Raw genomic sequence first — 24734 nt, 5'->3', positions numbered from 1 at the left:
AATTGCGTACAACGCTTATGTATCAGAACTATTTTGGCTTGCAGGCAGAGCCTTTCTCTATAGCGCCGGATCCTAATTACCTTTACCTGAGTGAACGTCATCAGGAGGCGTTAGCGCATTTAACCCAAGGCTTGCAGGGCAGTGGTGGCTTTATTCTTTTAACGGGTGAGGTCGGCACGGGCAAAACAACGGTGTCACGGGCGCTTATTGAGCAGTTACCGGAGTCAACGGAAACCGCTTTTATTCTGAATCCGATGCTGAATGAGGACGAACTGCTGGCCAGCTTGTGTGACGAGTTTGGGATTCGTTACCAAAAGCGCTCAGCAACACGAAAAGTTCTGACGGATAAGCTCAGCCAGTTTTTGTTAAAAGCCAATGAAGACGGTCGGCAATGTGTGGTGCTTATTGACGAGGCGCAGCACTTAAGACCGCAGGTGTTAGAACAATTGCGGCTGCTAACCAACCTGGAAACACATAATAAAAAGCTATTACGCGTTATTCTCATTGGGCAGCCTGAGCTTCAGGATTTGTTGCGTCGTCAGGAGTTAAGGCAATTAGCGCAGAGAATTACGGCTCGTTATCACTTATTGCCTCTTACTGAACAAGATACACAGCGTTATATTGCTTATCGGCTGCAAGTCGCAGGCGCAAACCGGCCATTGTTTACGGCGGCCGCAGCAAAAAGGGCACATCAGCTGACACAAGGTATTCCACGGCTTCTAAACCTTTATTGTGACCGGGCTTTGCTGGCTGCATACACCGACTCGTCACCAGAGGTAAAGCCGACGCATTTAAATCAGGCAGCGGTCGAGCTTGACGGTCCTTCTCGAAAAGTCAGTAGGAATAATACAAAAGGGCTCTCAATTATGGGGAGTATTTTGCTTTTCGCCGTGGCTGCGTTAGCAACCTTCTGGTATTCAACACCCTCGAATGAGCCGTTGAAAGTAAAGAATGACTATCTTTCTGCAAAGGCGCTAGCTGCAACTTGGGGGCTTCCTGAGCCGTCGCTGTCAGAGCCGTTTTGCCAGTGGGTTGAGCAGTATGACTTAGCTTGCGCAAAACTGAACCAGACCCTTCAACAGCTACAAGCCATTAACTATCCGGCGCTGTTGTATCGGAAGAACGCCGCGCCTTTGCTGATGGAAAGTCGAACATCCGCAACAATCGCGGGTTGGACTGGTGAGTTTTTGCTGTTGTATCAGCAAGTGCCTGTGTCTAACGAGAACGATTTGGAAGATTGGGTCAAACAACAGCTAAAAAGGCATTTACCAGAGGAGCTTCACAAGGAAAGTTCGACTCGGCAACTAAGAGCACTTCAGGTGAATAACGGTTTAAGAGTCACGGGAGAGTTAGACGCCGCAACGATGGCATGGCTTTCGTCCAGATCGAGCGACTTTGGCCCAAGACTGACGGGAGGTGAATAGGTATGTCCTCATTACTAAAAGCGTTAAAGCAACAACAGTCACCTCTGCTTAAAAATCGTAGTGTGCTGGACAGCTCCCTCATTGCGCAGGACCGTCCAGCTAAAAACAATCTATGGTTAGTCTGGCCGCTGGCGCTGATTTTGGGGAGTGCGTTGGGGTATGGTATTGCTTATTGGTCGGGTGCTGAGGTGGTGGATGAAGTGACTGTTAATCCAGACTTTGCATGGGGTGAAACGGCCGTGGTGCCGGCAATCAGCTGGGAAGCGATAGACGACTCGCCCGCAGAGCCGCAGGTTACAACCAGTACAAACGAGCCTGTTCAGCCCCAACAATCGTCAGAACTGGATCAGCAAAGGCAGCGTCAGCGTGAAGCCTTAGATTTGTCCAGTGTCTCACCTGAACTTCTGAACCGCTTTCAGGAGGCAGTCGAGCAAACGGGAGGTGAGACAGAGCAACGTATCAGCGTGGTGCCGTCATTGTCTGACTTATCTCCGACATTTCAGCAGCGAGTACCGGAATTTAGCTACGACAGCCACATGTATCGAAGCAGCTCGAGCCAGCGCTGGATTGAGCTGAATGGTCAGCGACTGTACGAAGGTGACAGCTATCAAAGTTTGAACGTGATTCGTATTGAGCCGCATCAGGTGGTGTTGGCATTAGATTCAAACGCCTTTTCTCACCCGGCTTTAGAAGACTGGAAACGATAGAAATTATTGACATCCCGCAATGGGATTCATACTCTTGTGCGATACAGTTTAAACAGGTGTTTAAATTAGTGGTTTAAATTTCCTGTTTGTGGGAACAAGAGGTAAATAATATGGCAGATTACAGAGCACCGCGTGATGATATGGATTTTGTCCTGCATGACGTATTTAACGTAGCCGCTGACTGGGAGAAAGCTCCTGAACTGGCGGAAATGATGGATGTAGAAACGGCCGGAGCCATTCTTGATGAAGGTGCTAAAGTTGCTGAAAACTTAGTCGCTCCGCTGGCACGTGAAGCTGACGAAGAAGGCGTTAAGTTTGAAGACGGCGTAGTGACAACTCCGAAAGGTTACAAAGAGAACTTTCGTCAGCTGGCTGAAGGTGGCTGGGTTGGTGTTACTGCAAACCCTGAATTTGGCGGTATGGGCTTGCCTAAGTCGTTATCGGCGCAGTATGAAGAAATGCTGTGCAGTGCGGATATTGCGTTTTCTTTGTATCCGGGCCTGACTTCAGGCGCCATTATGGCGATTGACTCTCACGGCAGTGACGAGCTGAAAAACCATTACTTACCCCGCATGGTGTCAGGAGAGTGGACTGGCACTATGTGTCTAACTGAGCCACACGCCGGAACGGATCTCGGTATTATTAAAAGCAAAGCAATTCCATCCGAAGATGGCAGCTTTGAGATTAGCGGTACGAAAATCTTTATCACCGGTGGTGAGCATGACCTGGTGGACAATATCGTTCATTTGGTTTTGGCGAAGTTGCCTGACGCGCCTGCTGGCACGAAAGGTATTTCACTGTTTGTGGTGCCTAAATTCTTGTCTGATAGCGAAGGCAATTTAACCGAGCGCAATGCGGTTAGTTGTGGCTCTATTGAGCACAAAATGGGGATTCACGGTTCAGCAACCTGTGTAATGAACTTTGATGGCGCGAAAGGCTGGTTGGTTGGTGAACCGCATCGTGGTTTGCCCGCCATGTTTACGATGATGAATTACGAACGTCTGGGCGTTGGTATTCAGGGGCTGGGTGCGGCGGAACGCTCGTATCAAAATGCGTTGGAGTACGCGAAAGATCGTATTCAGGGACGCGGCGCTAAAGCAACTCGCAATGACAATGCAGAAGCGGATTCTATTTTAGTCCACGGTGATGTACGCCGTATGCTGCTGACTATGAAAGCCTTGACCGAAGGTGGGCGTGCGTTTTCGACTTGGGTTGGCCAGCAGTTAGACCGTTCAAAATACTCTCAAGACGACTCCGTTCGCCAAAAAGCCGATGACATGGTGGCATTACTGACGCCGGTTGCTAAAGCGTTTTTAACCGATACCGGTCTTGAGTCGACTATTCATGGTCAGCAGGTGTTTGGCGGTCACGGCTATGTGCGCGAATGGGGACAAGAACAGTTGGTTCGCGATACCCGTATTGCACAAATTTATGAAGGCACTAACGGCATTCAGGCACTGGATTTGTTAGGTCGCAAAGTTGGTGGTTCGCGTGGTGAGTTGCTGAAACCGTTTGTCGAGGAAATAGCAACGTTCTTGCAAGGTATTTCAGGTAACAGTAACTGGAGCGGAGAGGTAAGCACACTGCAACAGTCGCTTCAGGATTTGACCAACATCAGCGAAGAGTTACTTCAAAAAGCGGCTACCGATGAGAACTTAGTAAACAGTGTAGCGGTAGAATATTTGCACTTGGTGGGATATATTTCCTACGGTTATATGTGGTTACGAATGGCCGTTGCAGCTGAAGAAAAACAAGCGGAAAAGCCGTATTTGGCATCGAAAATTAAGACAGCTCGTTTTTACTTTGCTCGCATTATGCCTCGTACTCACGCATTATTGGGTGCAATTAAGGACGGTAGCGAGAGTTTATATTTACATGACGACGAACAATTCTGAAACGCTTCAGTTTTATCGTGATAGCCGCCGCCCCCAAGCCTGGGGCGGCTTTTTTTTGGCATTGTGGATGGCCATTTATATTGGTGGCGTGGTGCCGATATGGGTTATTGCGGTTGGCGCCTTACTGACGATGGCGTTAATGGCGGCGATAGTGATTAAGTTTCGACCAAAGCAGTTGGCTGCTAGCTGGAATGGCAAGCAGCTTGAAGAAAGACGTTTAATTTTACCGCCGAGAACACACAACTTAAGTAATCCACCAAAGCTGCTGCGTTATGAAGATGATATAGCAGCTCTGCAGTTTAGAGACGAGTCGAACACCCTTCATGAAGTTTATGTGGTGTTTGATGAGGACTTACAGGGAAGCGTCAACGGAACCGATGTCGAGCTTGTTGATAAGCGCTAAACTTACCCACTAACTACCAAAAAACGCCGCAACGTTTAACGTTAGCGGCGTTTTTGCTATGCCAATACAGGCTAGCGTTTTAGTCGTCGAGCGATAACAGCGTAGCGTTACCACCCACCGCTGTAATGTTGTCACTGCGCGTTTTTTCGGTGATAAAACGAGTAAGGTAGTGAGGACCACCGGCTTTCGGCCCTGTACCAGACATACCGCGACCACCGAATGGTTGCACACCAACAATAGCACCAATTTGGTTACGGTTAATGTACACGTTACCCACATCAATTTTGCTGGCAACATCATAGGCGAAGGTTTCGTTACGGCTGTGAATACCGAAGGTTAAACCAAAGCCGGTGTTATTGATGCTCTCAATAACCTCTTCAATGTTGTCGGTTGAGTAGCGAATAACGTGCAGAATTGGACCGAAGTTTTCTTTAACCAACTGACTAATACTGTCAATTTCGATAGCCGTTGGCGCAACAAAAGTACCGCCCATGGTGTAGTCCGGCATTGGCGCACGGGCAATTAAACGACCCGCTTGCTGAATGTCGGTAATGTGTTGTTCAAGGTTTGTCTTGGCAATGCCGTCAATCACTGGACCAACATCGGTTTCATGCAGTAGCGGGTCACCGACTTGCAATTCTTCCATGGCACCACGTAGCAGGTCGATAACACGGTCAGCCACGTCTTCCTGAACGAACAAGACACGAAGTGCAGAACAGCGCTGACCGGCACTTTGGAACGCACTGGCAACAACGTCAGTGACAACCTGCTCAGGCAGCGCCGTTGAGTCGACCATCATGGCGTTTTGGCCACCGGTTTCGGCAACCAACGGCACGATAGGTCCTGTGCGAGCCGCAAGCGCACGGTTAATAGCTTGTGCTGTGTAAGTAGAGCCAGTAAAACAGACACCGCCAATATCTTCTTGTGATGTCAGGTAACTACCAACTTCCGCACCGCTACCCGGCATGTAATGCAAGACATTACCCGGAATACCCGCTTCTAGTGCAAGTTGCACTGCGCGGTAAGCGATAAGACCAGTTTGCTCGGCTGGTTTGGCGATAACTGAGTTACCGGTCACCAATGCTGCGGCAACCTGACCAACGAAAATAGCCAGCGGGAAGTTCCATGGACTAATACAGATGAAGGTGCCACGACCTTCCACGAATAGCTCATTGTCTTCGCCAGTTGGCCCCGGTAGCTGAATAGGCGAGCCCATCAACTCACGCGCTTGGTTAGCGTAGTAACGGCAGAAGTCGACTGCCTCCCGAACCTCATCAATACCGTCCTGCAAGCCTTTACCGGCTTCAACAGAACACAATGCAATTAGCTCGTTGCGGTTGGCTTCCATTAAGTCAGCAAACTTCTCAAGGCACTTCGCTCGCTCTTCAGTCGGAACGTCACGCCATTGTTTGTAAGCTTTGTTAGCACTTTCAAGCGCTTGCTCTGCGAGTTTCTTATCGCCCCAGTAAATACTACCGACCTGTTTTGCGGTTTCCTGTGGGCTGGTAATGCTGACATGGTGATCAGTTTCAACGGTCTTGCCATCGACAATAGGACCGCCTTGCCATTGTTTGTCACGATATTGCTGAACCGCTGCAATAAAATCATCTGCTTGTGAGTGAATATTCATATTCAATCCTAATGAATTTGTGCGATCCCCATAAATTTGAGGAGGAAGTGGAATCTTGCTATTAGCGTACTTCTCGTAACCCGATGCTGTTTTCATCGGATGCTCCACCAGGTCGTTAACCGGCGTGTCGGCGTCTAATAGCTTATGAACGAAAGACGAGTTGGCGCCGTTTTCTAAGAGCCGGCGAACCAAGTACGGTAGTAAGTCTCTGTGTGGACCCACTGGCGCATAGATGCGTACGACCATGCCCGGGTTTTGTTCCATAAGCGTGTCGTACAGACTGTCACCCATACCGTGCAAACGCTGATATTCAATACGGCGTTTGTGAGTTTCGTTCATGTGCTGGATGCTCATAATGGTCTGAGCATTATGCGTCGCAAACTGCGGATAAATCGCGCCGTCGGTATCATCGCTGACTAAATAGCGAGCGCAGGCGAGATAGGAAATATCACTGTGCGATTTCCGGGTAAAGACTGGGTACCCGGGCAGACCATTTTCCTGAGTCCACTTAATTTCGTTATCCCAGTAAGCACCTTTTACCAGGCGTACCGGAATTTCATCACCGCACTCTTTAGCCAGTGCAGTAATCCAGCATAAGGTTGGTAAAGCACGTTTCGAGTAGGCTTGAACGACCAGACCAAAACGTGGCCAGCCTTTACAGACACCACTGCGATAGACTTTCTCAAACAGCTCTAACGATAACTCATGACGGTCTGCTTCTTCGGCATCAATAGTAACGCCGACGTCTGCTTCTTTGGCCAGCTTGACCAGCTCCGTCAGAGTGGTTGCTAATTCGGTTAGCACACGCTCATGGTTAGAGGCTTCATAACGCGGATGCAATGCCGACAGTTTAATTGAAATAGTCGGCCTTGGAGCGTCCGGGTTATTGAACTTCTCTTTGGTAATGGTCTTGATGGAATTGACGTATTGCTGTTTGTAGTAATTCGCATCTTTCGCGGTAAGCGCAGCCTCGCCAAGCATGTCGTAGGCGTGGGTGTAACCTTTGTCACGGTTATCACGGCTCTCTTTAAGCGCTTCTTCAATGGTGCGCCCTAATACGAACTGCTTACCCATAATTTGCATGGCGGCATAAGTCGCTTTGCGAATGACAGGTTTACCCATTTTGCGAACCAGGCGCCTGAAAGCACCTCTTGGGGTTTCCATCGCTTTACCGGTAGGGTTAGTCACGCTATTGGTTAGCGCTAATGCCCAGGTACCGGAATTCACTAGCCAGGACGCACTTTGCCCCATGTGTTTCTGCCAGTCACCGCCGGACAGTTTATCCTGGATAAGTGCATCGGCAGTGTAGCCATCGGGAATTCTTAGCAAGGCCTCGGCGAGACACATGAGGATAATGCCCTCTTTAGTGTCTAAGCTGTACTCTTGCAGGAAAGCATCGACAACACCGTTGTCGGCTTGCTCTCGAACTTGCTCAACTAACTTAGCTGCGCGTTCGGTTACTGCGCTAACCGTCTCTTCATCGGCAGGAACAAGCGGCAATAACTCGCGCATATATTGATCTTCATCGACAATATAGTTGTCGGTTATCGCTTGTTGCAGAGACTTTAAGTCTTCTGCCTGATGCTGTTTGGATAGCACCTCACTCGCTTTGAACATAGCATCTCCTGTATAGCCAGGCCGAAGCTCGGCGTGCTTCCCCAACGTCGGGAATCGGCGCAAGTATAAGCTTATTTTTGCGCGGGTAAAGACCCTAAAAAAGGCCTGTCGTCACGTTGCTATTTTTTCGGGATACTGTCAAGCCAACAAAATGCCTATGTTTGTTGACCCTAAGCCGCCAAGCCAGTACCTTTACTTTAACTTTCACCCGCTTCGGAATGCGTCAATGTCACAAGAACTTGAGTTAAAATTACTGATTGCTCCTGAAAAACGAGATCAAGCTTTAAAAGTGTGTCAATCACTGGCTGATGTCCGTTCAGGAACCACGCAAAAAACACAGTTTGAACTCAGAAACAGTTATTTCGACACATCCGATTTGCGTTTGCGTCAGTTTGATATGGGATTACGCATACGCAGCCATAAAGATCAAAAAGAACAAACGATTAAGTTAGCCGGTCGAGTTATGGGCGGTATGCATCAACGGCCGGAGTACAATGTAAATGTTGATAGCGAAAAGCCCGATTTAACATTGTTTGATAGTGAGATTTGGCCTGACGACTTTCCGGTTTACGACATTCAGCGTGACTTAGAAACTATTTTTGTGACTGACTTTACGCGTACCCGCTGGCGCCTGCCTAGCGGTGATGGCGTGATTGAAATGGTGCTGGATGAGGGGCAAATCCAGGCCGGTGAAAACTCAGAAACTATTTCTGAAATTGAGCTGGAGTTACAGGGTGGCTCGATAGATGATGCCTATCATTTAGCGCATCAGTTGGTGACTAAAGTGGAAGCGAAAGTGGGCTCGCTGAGTAAAGCGGCCCGTGGCTATATGCTGGCCGGTAAGAGTCTGCTAGAGCCGTTTACGCAGATGCATTACGTCCCTTTGGAAAATGACTTCACCATCGGTCAGGCATTATACCGAGCGGTTGAGTATGGATTAAGGCACTGGCAGCACAATGAGTCCTGTTTGCTTTTTAATCCGAGTGTTCGCGCGGTTCAAGGACTTGCTGATGGTATTCAATTAGTGCGAGTTGCTCTGGAACAATTGATTGAACTGGGTGTTGGCGAGCGTCAACTGTTAACTAACTTGGCTAAAATCACTGAGCAGTTACAGTGGCTGAAAAACTTTGAAGGGCTTGATGAGCTAACGGCAGAAGATGGAGCCTACCATAGAGCCTTAAAGCGTTATGAAAAGCTCTATGAAAGCTTACAGAACAGCCAGGAAGATGTGATTCGGTTAAATGAAGTTGCAGAGGTGGTGGCGTCTGCGCGTTATCAAACAACAGTCCTGAAACTGTCACAATTTTTAATTGAACAGGAAATGACAGAAGAGTTATCGCAGCCAGTATCGCCTTGGTGCAGTCAATTACTTAAAAGCGACTGGCAACTCGTGCAAACGGCTTTTTCTGAGCATGAGAAACTGAATGAAGAAGGCTACTTAAAGTTATTGAAGCCATTGCAAAATAGTCTGCTGATGGGAACTTGTTTTGGTGAGCTGTTCGATGATGACATACGCGAGAAATTCCGTTTACCCTGGCAGGATTTAGCGCGCGGTATTCGAGAGATTACCGCCCTGCATATTTTGCATGAACGCATTAAAGAGCGTGATGACGATGACTTGGACCGTTTGCTGGAGTGGCAAAAAATGCAACGAGAGTCTTTGTTGAAGGCATTGGAATACTCAAGAAAGGCAGCGTTAAAGCGTGATCCGTATTGGTTTGCCTAATGCTTAAGCTTAACTCCTATTTAGAAACACACAGTGAGCCTGCCTGGGAGCGCTTCCGGGAAGCTCGTGAGGTGTCGCTCACTGAGTCTCAGCAGCAAGTTTTGCGCGCACTTTTTGCGGTAAGCCCTTTTATTGCGCGTGTCGCTGAGCGCTATCCCCATCAGTTCCTCGCTGACTTTTTTGCCAATGACGGTGCTATTGCTATAGATGATAGCAGCGTATATGAAAGCAAGCTCAACAAACTACTCAGAGAATGCGACGACGACCGCCGTGCCAAATATAAACTGCGAGAGTATCGTCATTGTGTCATGGCGAAGCTAGCGGCAGCAGATATTCTTGGTCAATTATCTATTACTGAAGCGTTAAAACATTTCAGTATTTTTGCCGATGCCGCTATTGAGCAAAGCCTGAGCTGGGCCTTTAAACGATTAGTAGCCAAGCACGGTACGCCCCGGGACAGCAATGGGGAGGCCATGCCTATGTTGGTTATTGGCATGGGAAAACTTGGCGGACGTGAGCTTAATTTCTCTTCAGATATTGATCTTATCTTTGCGTACCCTGAGCAGGGAGAAACCGAGGGACCCGGTCGTAATTTAGAGCACAGCGTGTTTTACAAGCGATTATCGCAGCTGTTTATTGCCTTGCTCGATGAAACAACCGCCGATGGTCAGGTCTTTCGGGTCGATATGCGTTTACGGCCTTTCGGTCAGTCTGGCCCGCTGGTTACCAGTATTAACGCGCTAGAGCATTATTATCAGGAGCAAGGGCGCGACTGGGAGCGCTACGCAATGGTAAAAGCCCGCCTTATTGGCGCAAGTGCCGCGGACGAGAAAACGTTCTATGATTTGATACGACCTTTTGTTTACCGCCGTTACATAGACTTTGGTGCCATAGAAGCGCTGCGCAAAATGAAGTTGCTTATTACCCAGGAGACTCGGCGACGAGGGGTCAAGAACAATATCAAGCTGGGCGCCGGCGGTATCCGCGAGGTGGAGTTTATTGTTCAGGCGCACCAGCTTATTCGGGGCGGTCAGGAAAAAAGTTTACAAACACGGTCGTTGTATAAGGCAATTAATGGTCTGGTTGAGCTAGAGCTCATAGAGAAAGAACGAGCGGACAAGCTGATTGAGAACTATGAGTTTTTACGCACTATAGAGCATCGTTTGCAGCAAATCGATGATGCACAAACGCAGCAGTTACCCGACGACGAACTGGGTCAGGAGCGGTTGCGGTGTATGTTGGGCGAAGCCGACTGGGCATCAGTGCAAGCGCGTGTGGATGACTGCATGGCGAGCATTCACGAAGAGTTTCAACAAGTCGTTGGTGAACAGTCCGAAGACGATGAAGAAGAGCAGTCGCTGCAAGTGCTTTGGCAGGATATGCTGGAAGACGACGCGGCTATCGAGATTCTGGAAGCAGAAGGGGTTGATGAACCGGAACGTTTATGGCGGCTGATTAATGACTTTCGGCAGGAGAGTCGGCGTCGAAGTTCCGGGCCAAGAGGACGTGCGGCAATGGCACGCCTAATGCCGATGATGCTCAGGCATGCGGTTCAGCATCAGCACCCCGAACGACTTCTTGAGCGGCTGCTGTCTATTATTAAAGCCATAATGAGCCGCACTGCCTACATAGAGCTGCTGGCAGAAAACCCTGGGGCACGGGCGCAGCTTTGTAAGTTATGTATGGCCAGCCCCTGGATTTCCAACCAGCTGGCACAACACCCTTTGTTACTCGATGAGCTCATCGATCCGCAGCAACTTTATACGTTGCCGGAGTCGAAAAACTACGATGCGTTACTGCGTGAATACTTAATTCGCATTCCAGAGCAGGACTTAGAAACGCAAATGGATGCTCTCAGGCAGGCAAAGCAGGCGCTACAGCTTAAAATTGCTGCGGCTGATATTAGTAATGTTTTGGAGCTTATGAATGTCAGTGATCATCTGAGTGCTCTGGCAGAAGCCATTATTCATGAAGTGATTGGCCTGGCCTGGTACCAGTTAACCCAGAAGCACGGCAAGCCCGAGGGAACCAGTGTGGAGAATACCGGCTTTGGGGTTATGGCTTACGGCAAACTGGGTGGCGAAGAGCTTGGCTATGGGTCCGATCTCGACTTGGTGTTTGTTACAGACTCGACCTACGAGGGGGTTACTGACGGCAATAAGCCTATTGAGGTTCAGCAGTTCTACTTGCGTTTGGCGCAGCGCGTACTGCATCTATTTACGACGCGAACGACTGCAGGGGTGTTATACGATGTTGACCTTCGTTTACGACCGTCCGGGCAGTCAGGGCTGTTAGTCACAAGGGTGAAGTCTTACGCGCGCTACCTACATGACGACGCATGGACATGGGAGTTACAGGCATTGGTGCGAGCTCGCCCCGTGTATGGAAGTAACAGCATAAGAGATACGTTAATGGATATCCGGCGAGCCGCATTAATGCAGCCGCGAGATGACGAGCCGTTAAAAAAAGATATTGTGTCCATGCGACGCAAAATGAAACATCACTTGTCGGCCAGTCGCATGGATGCGTTTGACTTGAAGCAGGACGATGGTGGTATTGCAGACATTGAGTTTATTACTCAGTACCTTGTGCTTAAATATGCGCATACACACCCCAGCTTGTGTCGCTACAGCGATAATATTCGACTGTTAACCGAGGCTCAGCAAGAACATTTGCTAGACGATGTTGATGCCCAGAATTTGGTGAATGCGTTTCAGATATTTCGTTGTGAGAGTCACGCCCTGGCGTTGCAGGGAGAGCAGCTTTTAGAAAAGCACAACTTAGACACAGAGCGCCAAGCTGTTATTCGTTGCTGGAATAAGCTGCTTGGCGACACTGAGATAGAACCTACTGATAATAACTAGGCATATCGGGGTCAGGTCGCGTTTTAAACCGGCGATGAACCCACAGGTATTGCTCGGGGGCTTTTTTCACGGCCTCTTCGACTAGGGTATTGACGTAGCGAGCGTCCGCTTTGTCGTCGCCTGTCGGGAAGTTTTGAAGCTCAGGTTCGTAATATAAGTCATAGCCCGTACCGTCTTTGCGGCGAACACAGCGAGATACCAACACTTTGCAATTAGGTGCGTTGGCGAACAACATAGTGCCAGTGGTGGTTGAGGCGTCAGGGACCTCAAAGAATTTAACGAACTCAGTACGGCGGCGGCCGTAATCCTGGTCAGGTAAGTAACCGGCAATATCGCCTTGAGACAGAGCTTTAAGCATGCCTTTAACGTCTTTCCGCTGAATCATGTATTTATTGGAGCGAGCACGTCCGCGAGTTTGCAGAAACTCCATTACTGCGTTGTTATGAGGGCGATACAAACCAACAGCAGGCTCTACAAACCCGTGCAAGCGAGCATGCACTTCCAGGCTGAGAAAATGAAACAGCAATAACAACACGCCACTGCCGTCTTCCTGGGCTTTGCGCAAGTTCTCCTCACCGTGAATATGAAGCTTGCGACGAATGCGCCAGTCCGGCCACCACCAAGCCATACCGACTTCAAAATAAGCGATACCGGTGTTCTTCATATTCTCTGTAACCAGCGACTCGATCTTCTCGTCACTATAGTCAGGAAAACAGAGCTTTAAATTAGTGCGGGCAATATTAACGCGCCGGGGCATAAGCTTTTTAAACAGTAAGCCAAGACCACGCCCCATAGCCAGCTGTACACGATAAGGCAGCCAGGAAACGGTATAAAGGATAAGAACGCCAAGCCAGGTAAGCCAGAACTTTGGGTGCAAAAAATAGAATTTAAATTTGGGTTGTTCAATCACAACAAGAACCGTTGTTGTTTATTAAATTGGAGCGGATAGTAACATAGAATTAAGGGAGGCAGGCACCACTAACGGGACGTGGTGCCTGTGGTCAGCGGAGTTAGTCTGCCGCAGTTCCTTCGACGTCTTCAGACAAACTGCTGTTAATTGCCAGTAGGTCGTTTTCCTGAAGCTGTCCTGCCGCTTGCTCTAAACGTAGCATTTGGCGAATATAGCCATAGCGAGCTTCTGATAAGTTACGCTTAGCGTTATACAGGTTTTGAGTGCTATTCAGTACGTCAACGATAGTACGGGTACCGACTTCAAAACCTGCCTCTGTTGCTTTTAAGGCACTTTCTGCTGAAACTACAGACTGCTGGAATGCGCTAATACTGGCAATTGACGCAGATACTTCGTAGTAAGCGTTACGCACTTCACGCTCAATTTGACGACGGGTCTGAACCATTTGCTGGCTACTTGCTACGTAGTTGTCACGCGCCTGAGACACTTCAGCTGAGGTGCGGAAGCCTGAGAAAATAGGTACGCTGACGTTTAGACCAATTGAACGGCTATCAAGACGGCCCGTATCTGGGGATGGCTCACCTTGTATTGTTCTATCGATATCATTGGCTGAATAGTTCGCTGATAATGACACGGTCGGGTAGTGACCCGCTTGCTGAAGCTTAATTTGCTGTTCAGCAATCTCAACCTGCACCATGCTCTCTAATAAGCTTAGATTACTATTTTCCGCTTTCTTTACCCATTTCATGACATCTTCCGGTGCAGGGTCACTGGGTGAAAAGGTTTCGGTGTCTAATGCAGCGAGTGTCTGCGGGTATTGTCCAGTGATTTCACGAATGCTTTCGTAGGCAATTTCTACTGCATTACGAGCCTGAATTTCACGAGCGACGGCACTGTCATATTGTGCTTGTGCTTCGTGCACGTCAGTAATGGCGGTTAAACCAACGGAGAAACGTTGTTTGGTTTGCTCAAGCTGACGTTTAATGGCTTTTTTCTCGGCTTCAGCAAATGACAGGTCGTCTTTTGCCTGAAGCGCCTGGAAGTAAGCATTGACGACTCGAAGCATTAATTCTTGTTGCGCGTTGTTATAAGAAATTTCTGCTTGATAGGCTTGCTTCTCGGCGATATCCGCATTTTTCCAAACGCTCCAGTCAAAAAGACTTTGATTCAGAGAAACGCCTGCTTGCCAACCATCAGTGTCGATATCGTATGAACCGATGCCTGGTTGAAACGACTCTGAACTGCTATCACTGTAGCCTGCTTGACCAGTCACCTGTGGTAAGAAACCGGACTTAGCAATATCAACACCCTTTTGAATGGCGTTGCGCTCGGCTGCGGCTCTTAATAAGGTCGGATCGTTATCAACCGCTAAGCGGTAAATCTGAGCTAAATCTTCGGCATTTGATGTAAAAGAGACTGTAGTTAATGCAATTCCTACAGCCGCTGACAAGAGGTGCTTTTTCATGGTAGTCAGTGTCCCGTTACTTGACATGCAATAGTCTTAAAATGATTGCGCGTTAGTTTACATACAGTGTTGAATGATTACCAGTGTAATTGATTCACGCTGATAATTTAAGCAAAACATGGTTTCAGAATCTGCTCAAGTGTAACAGAATGTTTGCTGTATAGTAGATCAGAAAGCAGGCTTTACTCTCATATCAAAAAAAGTTGAAGCGAGAAGGTGAAATGGCGTCAAGATTGACTCGAAAAGATGTTGAACTCGATAAAAAACAGCCGCTTTATGAAGGCTTTTTGTCGGTTTATAAATACAAACTCAAACACCGTTTGTTTCAAGGCGGCTGGAGTCAGCCTGTTGAGCGTGAATTGATGGAGCGTGGCCACGCTGTCGTGGTGATACCTTATGACCCTGTTCGCGACGAGTTAGTCGTGCTGGAACAATTTCGGGTAGGTGCATTAGATGACCCCAACGGGCCTTGGCTATTTGAATTCGTCGCAGGCATGTTTGACGCTGATGAAAGTGCTGAAGAGGTCGCAACAAGAGAATTAAAAGAAGAAGCAGGCCTGGAAGCCAAACAGTTGATTTACGCAACCAGCTACTACTCGAGCCCGGGCGGAACCGATGAGAAACTGACAATTTATATTGCGGAAGTCGACACGAGTTTAGCGGCTGATTTTGGCGGTCTTCCTGAAGAAGATGAAGACATTAAAGTGCATGTGTTACCGCGTAAAGATGCTATTGGTATGTTAGAGCGTGAGGAAATTAATAATGCCGCCAGTGTAATTGGGTTACAATGGTTGCTATTGCATCGAGATAATGTGTTTAGAAATAAGCTGAGCTTGTAAGGGGTGATATGCAGCAGCGTTACGTTGTCGACGTGGCAGAGTTACACCGGTTGAATGAGCTGAACTATGCCGCTTTGTTACCTTTTGTGCCGGATGAAGATGACTCGACTCAAGCTGAGGTCATTATTCAAGCCGGCGAAGGCTTGGTGTTTGTGGTAAAACGTGTCGACAATTCGCGTTACACAACGGATATTTCGATCGAGCAACTAAAGCCTAGCTGGGCGGATTATTTGCGCGCCAAAATGACGGTGCGCCTATACCATGACGTGCGTATGGCGGAAGTCTTAAAAACGCAGGGTATTACAAAGCTAGAAGTGCATTATCGTCAGCCGAATAAAGATATGCGACACCGCGATGAAAAGTACCAAGCAAATCAATTTTTGTCGGACTGGTTGCAACTGTGTCGTAAGCAAGGTCGAATCCAACCAGAGCTGAGCGAGTCAGTGCAGAAATTTATGCCTTACTACTTCAAATAGACGACGGTTAGCGGTAAATTGTCAGTCAACTTTGCGGAGCGAGCTACAACAAAAAACAGGGACTCATGACAGACTACAAATCCGATTCTATAGAGGTGCTGAATGGCCTGGAGCCGGTTCAGCGCCGCCCCGGTATGTACACCGATACCACACGGCCCAACCATTTAGGTCAGGAAGTTATTGATAACAGTGTGGATGAGGCGCTTGCCGGTCACGCTAAAAGCTTAGTGGTTATTCTACACACCGACCAATCCTTAGAAGTCATGGATGACGGTCGTGGTATGCCCGTGGATATTCACCCTGAAGAAGGGGTTCCGGGTGTCGAGCTTATTATGAGCAAATTGCATGCGGGCGGTAAGTTCTCGAATAAAAATTACCAGTTTTCCGGTGGTCTGCATGGTGTTGGTATCTCTGTTGTTAACGCGCTGTCGAAGCGTGTTGAGCTCACCATTAAGCGAGATGGTCAGGTTTACGAAATGGCCTTCGAAAATGGCGATAAAGTCTCTGAGTTAGAAGTCACCGGCACTGTTGGGAAGCGCAATACCGGAACCAAAGTCCATTTTTGGCCAGACGCTCAGTATTTTGATTCCTCAAAGTTTTCTGTTACCAAGTTGAAGCACTTGCTCCGGGCGAAAGCGGTGCTGTGTCCCGGGTTAAGCATTACCTTCAAAAATAAGGTCGATGACACCGAAGAAACTTGGTTTTACGAGGATGGTCTGACCGATTACCTGATTGAAGCGGTAAAAGAGGTTCCTACTTTACCGGAAGACCCATTTAATGGCTCTTTTAGCTCGCAAACCGAAGGGGTTGAATGGGCGGTAACCTGGTTACCGGAAGGTGGTGAGGGCCTATCTGAGAGTTATGTAAACCTGATTCCAACGCCATTAGGTGGTACGCATGTTAACGGCTTGCGACAAGGCCTGTTAGAGGCTATGCGTGAGTTTTGTGAGTTCCGCAATCTACTACCGCGAGGTGTGAAGCTGACACCTGATGATGTGTGGGAACGCTGCTCCTATATTTTGTCGACTAAGATGCAAGATCCGCAGTTTGCCGGGCAAACCAAAGAGCGTTTGTCGTCGAGACAATCTGCCAGCTTTGTTTCCGGCGTCGTCAAAGACGCATTCAGCTTATGGTTGAATGAGCACACCGAGCAAGCTGAATTATTGGCTGATGTTTGTATCAGTAACGCTCAGCGTCGTTTGCGAGCAAGCAAAAAGGTTGTCCGTAAGAAAGTCACTCAGGGACCTGCGTTACCGGGTAAGTTAACCGATTGCTCTAGTCAGGATCCATCCAATAGCGAATTGTTTTTGGTTGAGGGTGACTCGGCCGGTGGTTCAGCGAAACAGGCTCGCGACCGAGAGTTTCAGGCCGTCATGCCACTGCGCGGAAAAATTTTGAATACCTGGGAAGTGGATCCGGAGCAAATTCTGGGATCACAGGAAATCCATGATATATCCGTTGCTGTCGGCGTCGATCCAAACAGTGTTGATTTGGACAAGTTGCGTTACGGTAAAGTTTGTATTCTTGCGGATGCCGACTCTGATGGGCTTCACATTGCGACTTTGCTGTGTGCACTGTTTGTGAAACATTTCCGGCCACTGGTTGAAAATGGCCATATTTTTGTTGCCATGCCGCCACTTTATCGAATTGATGTCGGTAAAGAGGTGTTTTACGCCCTTGATGAAGATGAAAAGCAGGGCATTTTGGATCGTATTGAAGCCGAGAAGAAAAAAGGCAAAATCAATGTTCAACGTTTCAAAGGCTTGGGCGAGATGAACCCATTGACGCTTCGTGAAACGACGATGGATCCGAATACACGTCGATTGGTGCAGCTGACAATAGATGACGCTGAAATGATGGAAGAACTGATGGACATGTTGCTGGCGAAGAAACGTGCGAGTGATCGCCGTACTTGGCTGGAAAGCAAAGGTAACATGGCCGATTTGGCTGAACTGTAGGCTGCTAAGCAAGGAGAAGTGAGAATGTCGACGGAGATTACCGAAACACGCCCCCTCAGCCGCTTTACTGAAGAGGCCTACTTAAATTACTCCATGTACGTCATTATGGACCGGGCATTGCCACATATTGGTGATGGTTTAAAACCGGTTCAGCGACGTATTGTTTATGCGATGTCAGAGCTGGGCTTATCGGCTTTAGCGAAATATAAAAAGTCCGCCCGTACAGTGGGTGATGTGCTGGGTAAGTTTCACCCTCACGGTGACAGCGCGTGTTACGAAGCGATGGTGCTCATGGCGCAGCCATTTTCGTACCGACATCCGCTAGTGGATGGGCAGGGTAACTGGGGCTCTCCCGATGACCCTAAGTCGTTTGCGGCGATGCGTTATACCGAAGCGAGACTGTCTAAGTTTAGTGAAGTTCTGTTGAGTGAGTTAGGACAGGGCACCGCTGACTGGATACCGAACTTTGATGGCACCATGAAGGAGCCGAAAGTTCTACCGGCGCGACTTCCCCATATTTTACTGAACGGCGTGACAGGCATTGCGGTCGGTATGGCGACGGATATCCCGCCACATAATGCTCGCGAAGTAGCCAACGCTTGTGCCATGTTACTGGAAAAGCCAAGTAGCACACTTGAAGACATCATGGATGTGCTAAAAGGGCCAGACTACCCGACCGACGCAGAAGTCATTACGCCTGCCGAAGACATTAAGAAAATGTACGAAACCGGTCGCGGTAGTATAAAAATGCGGGCGTCTTATGAAGTAGACGACGGTGAAATTGTGGTTACTGCGCTACCACATCAGGCTTCCGGCGCAAAAGTGCTGGAACAAATTGCGCAACAAATGCAGGCGAAGAAGTTACCGTTGGTGTCTGATTTACGTGATGAGTCGGATCATGAAAACCCGACACGCTTAGTGATTGTTCCCCGCTCCAATCGCGTTGACACGGAACAACTGATGAATCACTTGTTCGCAACCACTGACTTAGAAAAACAATACCGCGTTAACTTGAATATTCTGGGGCTGGACGGCCGTCCGCAAGTTAGGCCGTTGGTGGGACTTTTAAAAGAATGGCTCGAGTTCCGTCAGCAGACGGTCACCCGCCGCTTGCAATACCGTTTAGATAAAGTACTGGCGCGTCTTCATATTTTGGAAGGCTTGCTCATTGCGTATCTAAACTTAGACGAAGTTATTGAAATTATCCGTACGGAAGACAAGCCTAAAGAGGTTCTGATGTCGCGCTTTGCGCTGTCAGACAAGCAGGCAGAAGCCATTCTTGAGCTGAAATTACGGCACTTAGCGAAGCTGGAAGAGCAGAAACTGAAAGGTGAACAAGACGAGCTGAGCAAGGAACGTGAGCAACTTGAAAAAATTCTGGGCTCAGACCGTCGCCTGAAAACGTTGATTCGCAAGGAACTGCTTGCCGATGCCGAAACTTATGGTGATGAACGTCGCTCGCCGTTGGTTGAGCGTAATGAAGCAAAGGCATTAAGTGAGCGCGATCTCACGCCGGCAGAGGCAGTTACCGTTGTACTGTCTAAGAAAGGCTGGGTGCGTAGCGCGAAAGGCCATGATATTGACGGTGAGAAGCTGAGTTATAAATCGGGTGACAGCTTCCTTGGGTCAGCCGAAGGGAAAAGCAACCAGCCAGTTGTATTCATTGATAGCTCAGGCCGGAGCTTTTCGTGCGAAGCTCATTTGTTGCCATCGGCGAGAAGCCAGGGCGAACCACTAACCGGGCGCTTCAGTCTGGTGTCAGGTGAAACGGTAGAGCATGTACTGATGGGGAAAGACGACAGCTGCCTGCTGCTTGCATCGGATGCTGGTTACGGTTTTGTCTGCCAGTTTAGTGATTTAGTCAGTCGTAACAAAAATGGCAAGGCGATTATTACCTTACCAACCGGTTCAAAAATACTCTCTCCGACATCGGTTAACAGCATTGAAAATGACCGTGTTATCGCTGTATCAAATGAAGGTCGTATGTTGGTTTTCCCGGTAGCTGATTTACCGCAGCTCAGTAAAGGGAAAGGGAACAAAATTATTAATATCCCAGCGTTAAGAGCTCAGTCGCGGGAGGAGTATGTGGTGGCCCTGGCGACAGCCGCACCGGACAAGGCGGTAACGTTAATGGCCGGAAAACGCAAACTGACCTTGAAGCCGGCTGATCTCGAGCACTACCTGGGCGAGCGAGGGCGCCGGGGTAACAAACTGCCCAGAGGCCTTCAACGAGTCGACGATATTGTCGTTGAAGATGAGTAAGGCTGAGGGTTTGTTATGTTAGCGGTACTGAGGTGGTTGTTTTTAGGTGGATTTATCGTTGTTTTTGGTGTCGTTGGCTGCCTGTTTTGCATTATTCGACCCTTTCACCGAAACAACACGTATCGGTTCGCTCACATTTTTGGGTGGGCGACTCGAGTGCTTGGGTTGAAAATTGAAGTAACTCGGCACCCCGATATTGAGCACGGTGGCCCCTATGTTTTTGTCTGTAACCACCAGAACAGCTGGGAAATCTTCACGATTGCGGCGATGCTGCCAAAAAATACGGTCACTTTGGGTAAGAAAAGTCTGCGTTGGATACCGTTTTTTGGCTGGTTGTACTGGTTGGCCGGTAATATTTTGATTGACCGTAAAAACGCGGGTAAAGCACACGGTACAATTGCTCAAACAGCGAACGCGATAAATCAGCGAGATATCTCGGTATGGATGTTTCCGGAAGGCACACGAAGCTATGGCAGAGGACTATTGCCGTTTAAAAATGGTGCTTTCCATACAGCGTTTCGTGCTCAAGTCGATATTGTTCCTGTTTGCGTGTCAGAGCTGCATGGGAAAATTAAAATGAACCGTTGGAACAATGGTGTATTAAAAGTCGCCTTTCTTGAGCCTATTCGCATCGCAAACTACCAGAAAGAGAGCTTGCGCGACTTAAGCCGCCACTGCCATGACATTATGGACAGCAAAATTAATCAGTTAAACGAACAAGTGAAGAAGGAAAGCGAATGAGCCAGTCTCTGAATGAGCTACTTGAGCAAAGCGAACAAACGATTAACGCACTCATCAGTGACGGTGCTGAGCCTGACGTTCTTTATGAGATTGAACACCACCTTGCTTCTACAGACTTTACCAAGCTAGAGAAGGCCGCAGTGGAGTTGGTGAAGCTGGGATATCATGTGGATGATGCCGATGAGTTTGACGACGAACAGGGTAAGCGCTGGTTTGCGTTCATCGCTGCGACGGATGCTGAACTCGATAATAATGTGTTAGCGCGTCAGGTGAGAGAAATAGCGGCTGTCGCTGACGAGTGTGACGTCGAGTATGACGGCTGGGGAACCATGCTGGATGACGATGAACTGGATGAAGAATACGATGATGGAGAGGAGTGATCCTCTCCACCGTCAATTTGTTACAGCCCTTTTTCTTTCATCATTTCTCGATACTCTTTACCTAAAGACTGCTTTTCAGAGTCCTCTAAAACCTTTCCAGCTTTCTGGAAGAACCCTTGTTCCTCGTCTTCCAAATGATGCAGTACTTTATGCTTTAGGTTTTTAAGGTGTTGCAGCCAACCGGGAGACGACATATCCGTTTTTTCTAAGGCCTCAATAAGCTCGTCAATTTCATGGTGTTCAGCAATGCCGTGGCGAGACATATCAATGGTCGTATCGTCTTCAATTAGCGGGTTATAAAAATAACGTTCCTCCGCAGCCGCATGCTGCTCCAACTGTACTTTTAATTGCTGGTAATACTGTTCACGCTCAGGTTCATTGCCTGACGTGTCGAGTAAAAGATCCAATAATTGACGCTGCTTGTCATGATCAACTCGTAATTCTTCAAAAATAGTCATGGCTTTCTCCCTAGCTATGGTATTCGTCGATATAAAGGTTGTTACGAGCCAATGACAAAAATAGATTAAATGCAGACAAAAACGCCCAGCCAATTGGCCGGGCGTTAACTATCAGTCAAACTCTATTAAAGAGCGTTGATTTTCTCCTGTTGCTCTTTAAGCTGTTTTAAAGTTGCTTCAGCCTCAGCAAGCTTTTCACGCTCTTTTGCTATAACGGCTTCAGGCGCTTTACTCACAAAGTTTTCGTTGCTGAGTTTACCATTAAGGCGCTGCCATTCTTTCTCAGCCTTTTCAATAGCCTTCTGCAAGCGTTGTAGCTCAGCGTCCTTGTCGATTAAACCAGCCATTGGAATGTGCAACTTCAAGCTATCAACCAGTGCCGTCATGCTGGCAGGTGCGCCATCATCGCTGTCAATAAACTCAATAGATTCAAGCTTGGCCAGACTGCTCAGGAAGCTCTCATTATTCTCGATACGCCCCCTGGCCATCGTATCCGCGTTCGACAGCAGTAATGGTAATGGCTTATTCGGCGATAAGTCCATTTCACCACGAATGTTACGAACAGCCAGAATTACCCGTTTCAACCACTCCATATCAAGCATGGCTTGCTCGTTAACGGAGCTTTGTATCTGTGGAAATGGCTGCAACATAATGGTATCGCCTTCAACGCCCGCCAATGGTTTAACACGCAGCCAAATGGTTTCGGTGATATACGGCATAATAGGATGCAGTAACCGCAGTAACTGTTCAAGAATGCTAACCAGCGTGTGTCGAGTCCCTCGTTGCTGAACATCGGTGCCGTTTTGCAATACTGGTTTGGTTAGCTCCAAATACCAGTCGCAGAATTGGTTCCAGGTAAATTCGTAAGCAATGGCTGCGGCTTGGTCGAAACGGTAACTATCGAGCGCTTGTCGGAACTCTTTCACGGTGCTGTTAAAGCGCGCAATAATCCATTCGTCGGCCAGAGACAATGTCATGTCATCACCGCTTTGGCCACAGTCGTGCTCTTCGGTGTTCATAAGTACAAAACGGCTGGCGTTCCAAAGCTTGTTGCAGAAGTTGCGATAGCCTTCCAGGCGTTTCATGTCCCAGTTGATATCACGACCCGTTGAGGCCAGTGCCGTCAACGTAAAGCGCAGCGCGTCGGTACCGTGTGCTGTAATGCCTTCCGGGAATTCAGCGCGAGTACGTTTTTCAATTTTTTCGCGCATTTTCGGTTGCATCATATTAGCGGTGCGCTTGGCGACTAGTTCGTCAGCGCTAATACCGTCAATCATGTCCAGAGGATCCAGTACGTTCCCCTTAGACTTAGACATTTTCTGACCTTCTTCGTCACGAATAAGGCCAGTAACATACACCTTCTTGAAAGGTACCTGAGGTTTGCCCTCATCGTCCTTCATAAAGTGCATGGTCATCATGATCATACGGGCAACCCAGAAGAAAATAATATCAAAGCCCGTCACCAACACATCGGTAGGGTGGAAGGTCTTTAAATCGTCAGTATTTTTTGGCCAGCCCAATGTCGAAAATGTCCACAACGCTGAAGAGAACCAGGTGTCCAAAACGTCTTCGTCTTGCTGCAATGCGGTGTCGCCAAGGTTATGTTTTTGACGAACTTCCTCTTCGGTGCGCCCGACGTAAACATTGCCTTTATCATCGTACCACGCCGGTATCCGGTGCCCCCACCAGAGCTGACGTGAAATACACCAGTCCTGAATGTCTCGCATCCAGCTGAAGTACATGTTCTCGTACTGCTTTGGAACAAACTCGATACGACCGTCTTCTACGGCTTCGGTGGCTTGTTTCGCCAATGGTTCAACACGCACATACCATTGGTCAGTTAGGTGAGGCTCAATAGGCACACCACCACGGTCGCCATAAGGAACTTTGTTGGTGTGCTTTTCAATCTTTTCCAGTAGTCCAAGCTCTTCGAACTCGTCAATCAGCTGTTTGCGCGCCTCAAAACGTTCTTTTCCGGCGTACTGACTCGGCAAGGTTCCGTCAAAACCGTCAAGTTCTTCCATGGCTTCGCCGGTACTGGTGTATAAGCCTGCTTTTGCCATGACATGTGCGGTGTCATCAAAAATAGAGATCATGCCGGTTTGGTGGCGTTTACCAATCTCGTAATCGTTAAAGTCATGCGCTGGCGTTACTTTCACGCAACCAGTACCAAACTCACTATCTACATGGTGATCGGCCACGATAGGAATTCGGCGGTTTACGATAGGCAGGTTAATGTGCTTTCCGACTAAATGTCCGAAGCGCTCATCGTCTGGGTGTACGGCAACGCAAACATCGCCTAACATGGTTTCCGGGCGCGTAGTCGCAACAACAAGGTGGTCTTTGCCGTCTTCTGTCGTAGCGTCATCAGCGAGCGGATAGCGTAAGTACCAGATGGAGCCCTGTTGTTCTTTGTTTTCGACTTCCAAATCTGAAATCGCGGTTTGCAATGCCGGATCCCAATTCACCAGGCGCTTGCCCCGATAAATTAAGTTTTCTTCGTGCAGTTTTACAAACACTTCGCGAACGGCGTCAGACAAGCCTTCGTCCATGGTAAAACGCTCGCGGTCCCAGTCTACCGAGTCGCCCAGGCGACGCATCTGCTGAGTGATGGTACCGCCGGACTGATGCTTCCATTCCCAAATTTTGTCAATGAAGGCGTCACGTCCTAACTCTTGGCGTGTTTGGTTTTGAGCGGCTAACTGACGCTCCACGACCATTTGTGTTGCAATGCCGGCGTGGTCTGAGCCCACCTGCCAGAGAGTGTTTTTACCATCCATACGCTGATAGCGAATGAGCGTGTCCATAATGGTGTGCTGGAATGCGTGCCCCATGTGCAGACTGCCCGTAACATTGGGTGGGGGAATCATAATGGAGTAAGAGTCGCCTTGACCGCTTGGTTTAAAGTACCCTTTTTCTTCCCATTGTTGGTAAAGGTTTTGCTCTATGTCTGCGGGGGAATATGTTTTATCCATAATG

General features: G+C 48.4%; 17 protein-coding genes. 12 read left to right on the top strand and 5 right to left on the bottom strand.

From position 1 onward, the window contains the following. Nucleotides 1–17: 17 nt before the first annotated feature. The 4 genes from EST55_RS07750 to EST55_RS07735 all read left to right on the top strand — a co-directional run bounded on the left by EST55_RS07750 (nucleotide 18) and on the right by EST55_RS07735 (nucleotide 4429). Nucleotides 18–1424, top strand: coding sequence for an AAA family ATPase (locus EST55_RS07750; RefSeq protein WP_129497060.1), 1407 nt, complete (start codon nucleotides 18–20; stop codon nucleotides 1422–1424). Between the two features lie 2 nt (nucleotides 1425–1426). After that, nucleotides 1427–2131, top strand: a complete 705-nt coding sequence (locus tag EST55_RS07745; RefSeq protein ID WP_129497059.1) for a general secretion pathway protein GspB — start codon at nucleotides 1427–1429, stop codon at nucleotides 2129–2131. 110 nt (nucleotides 2132–2241) lie between these two features. Beyond that, nucleotides 2242–4026, top strand: coding sequence for an acyl-CoA dehydrogenase C-terminal domain-containing protein (locus EST55_RS07740; RefSeq protein ID WP_129497058.1), 1785 nt, complete (start codon nucleotides 2242–2244; stop codon nucleotides 4024–4026). Then, entirely contained in the window at nucleotides 4007–4429 is a 423-nt protein-coding gene (locus EST55_RS07735; protein WP_129497057.1) for a hypothetical protein, read from the top strand. Before EST55_RS07740 ends, EST55_RS07735 begins: the two co-directional genes overlap by 20 nt. A gap of 79 nt (nucleotides 4430–4508) precedes the next feature. Here the strand turns inward: EST55_RS07735 and putA are convergent, their stop codons facing one another. Further along, nucleotides 4509–7676 (bottom strand): bifunctional proline dehydrogenase/L-glutamate gamma-semialdehyde dehydrogenase PutA, encoded by a 3168-nt coding sequence (gene putA / locus EST55_RS07730; RefSeq protein WP_129497056.1) that lies wholly within the window; start codon nucleotides 7674–7676, stop codon nucleotides 4509–4511. A 226-nt stretch (nucleotides 7677–7902) separates the two neighbouring features. Between putA and EST55_RS07725 the strand changes: the two genes are divergently transcribed. After that, a complete protein-coding gene (locus tag EST55_RS07725; protein WP_129497055.1) occupies nucleotides 7903–9402 on the top strand; it encodes a CYTH and CHAD domain-containing protein in 1500 nt (499 codons plus the stop codon). Then, nucleotides 9402–12266: a bifunctional [glutamate--ammonia ligase]-adenylyl-L-tyrosine phosphorylase/[glutamate--ammonia-ligase] adenylyltransferase gene (gene glnE / locus EST55_RS07720; protein ID WP_129497054.1), complete on the top strand. Its 2865-nt coding sequence runs from the start codon at nucleotides 9402–9404 to the stop codon at nucleotides 12264–12266. The genes EST55_RS07725 and glnE overlap by 1 nt, the downstream gene beginning before the upstream one ends. Here glnE and lpxL read toward each other — a convergent pair. Both lpxL and tolC read right to left on the bottom strand, forming a co-directional pair. Beyond that, on the bottom strand, nucleotides 12250–13176 hold the full coding sequence (lpxL, locus tag EST55_RS07715) for an LpxL/LpxP family Kdo(2)-lipid IV(A) lauroyl/palmitoleoyl acyltransferase (protein WP_129497053.1): 927 nt from the start codon (nucleotides 13174–13176) through the stop codon (nucleotides 12250–12252). The genes glnE and lpxL overlap by 17 nt on opposite strands. A 100-nt stretch (nucleotides 13177–13276) precedes the next feature. Then, nucleotides 13277–14641, bottom strand: coding sequence for an outer membrane channel protein TolC (gene tolC / locus EST55_RS07710; protein WP_129497052.1), 1365 nt, complete (start codon nucleotides 14639–14641; stop codon nucleotides 13277–13279). A gap of 221 nt (nucleotides 14642–14862) precedes the next feature. Between tolC and EST55_RS07705 the strand changes: the two genes are divergently transcribed. The 6 genes from EST55_RS07705 (at nucleotide 14863) to rraB (ending at nucleotide 21297) form a co-directional block, all read left to right on the top strand. Then, nucleotides 14863–15480 (top strand): NUDIX domain-containing protein, encoded by a 618-nt coding sequence (locus EST55_RS07705; RefSeq protein WP_129497051.1) that lies wholly within the window; start codon nucleotides 14863–14865, stop codon nucleotides 15478–15480. An 8-nt stretch (nucleotides 15481–15488) separates the two neighbouring features. Continuing rightward, nucleotides 15489–15956: a DUF1249 domain-containing protein gene (locus EST55_RS07700; RefSeq protein WP_129497050.1), complete on the top strand. Its 468-nt coding sequence runs from the start codon at nucleotides 15489–15491 to the stop codon at nucleotides 15954–15956. A gap of 65 nt (nucleotides 15957–16021) precedes the next feature. Next, nucleotides 16022–17914, top strand: a complete 1893-nt coding sequence (parE, locus tag EST55_RS07695; protein WP_088767658.1) for a DNA topoisomerase IV subunit B — start codon at nucleotides 16022–16024, stop codon at nucleotides 17912–17914. Nucleotides 17915–17938: 24 nt separating this feature from the next. Further along, a complete protein-coding gene (parC, locus tag EST55_RS07690) occupies nucleotides 17939–20176 on the top strand; it encodes a DNA topoisomerase IV subunit A (RefSeq protein WP_129497049.1) in 2238 nt (745 codons plus the stop codon). 15 nt (nucleotides 20177–20191) lie between these two features. Then, nucleotides 20192–20917, top strand: a complete 726-nt coding sequence (locus tag EST55_RS07685) for a 1-acylglycerol-3-phosphate O-acyltransferase (RefSeq protein WP_129497048.1) — start codon at nucleotides 20192–20194, stop codon at nucleotides 20915–20917. Further along, complete coding sequence (rraB, locus tag EST55_RS07680; RefSeq protein ID WP_129497047.1) at nucleotides 20914–21297, top strand: ribonuclease E inhibitor RraB; 384 nt, start codon at nucleotides 20914–20916, stop codon at nucleotides 21295–21297. Before EST55_RS07685 ends, rraB begins: the two co-directional genes overlap by 4 nt. A gap of 20 nt (nucleotides 21298–21317) precedes the next feature. Here the strand turns inward: rraB and EST55_RS07675 are convergent, their stop codons facing one another. Beyond that, nucleotides 21318–21755, bottom strand: a complete 438-nt coding sequence (locus EST55_RS07675) for a hemerythrin domain-containing protein (RefSeq protein ID WP_100691632.1) — start codon at nucleotides 21753–21755, stop codon at nucleotides 21318–21320. A 125-nt stretch (nucleotides 21756–21880) separates the two neighbouring features. After that, nucleotides 21881–24730, bottom strand: coding sequence for a valine--tRNA ligase (locus EST55_RS07670; protein ID WP_100691633.1), 2850 nt, complete (start codon nucleotides 24728–24730; stop codon nucleotides 21881–21883). Nucleotides 24731–24734 lie beyond the last annotated feature (4 nt).

Origin of the sequence: Idiomarina sp. 29L (assembly GCF_004123135.1) — a bacterium.
Classification (GTDB): Bacteria; Pseudomonadota; Gammaproteobacteria; order Enterobacterales; family Alteromonadaceae; genus Idiomarina.
Note: the sequence above shows the minus strand (reverse complement) of the source record. Positions and strands in the feature narration are given on the sequence as shown.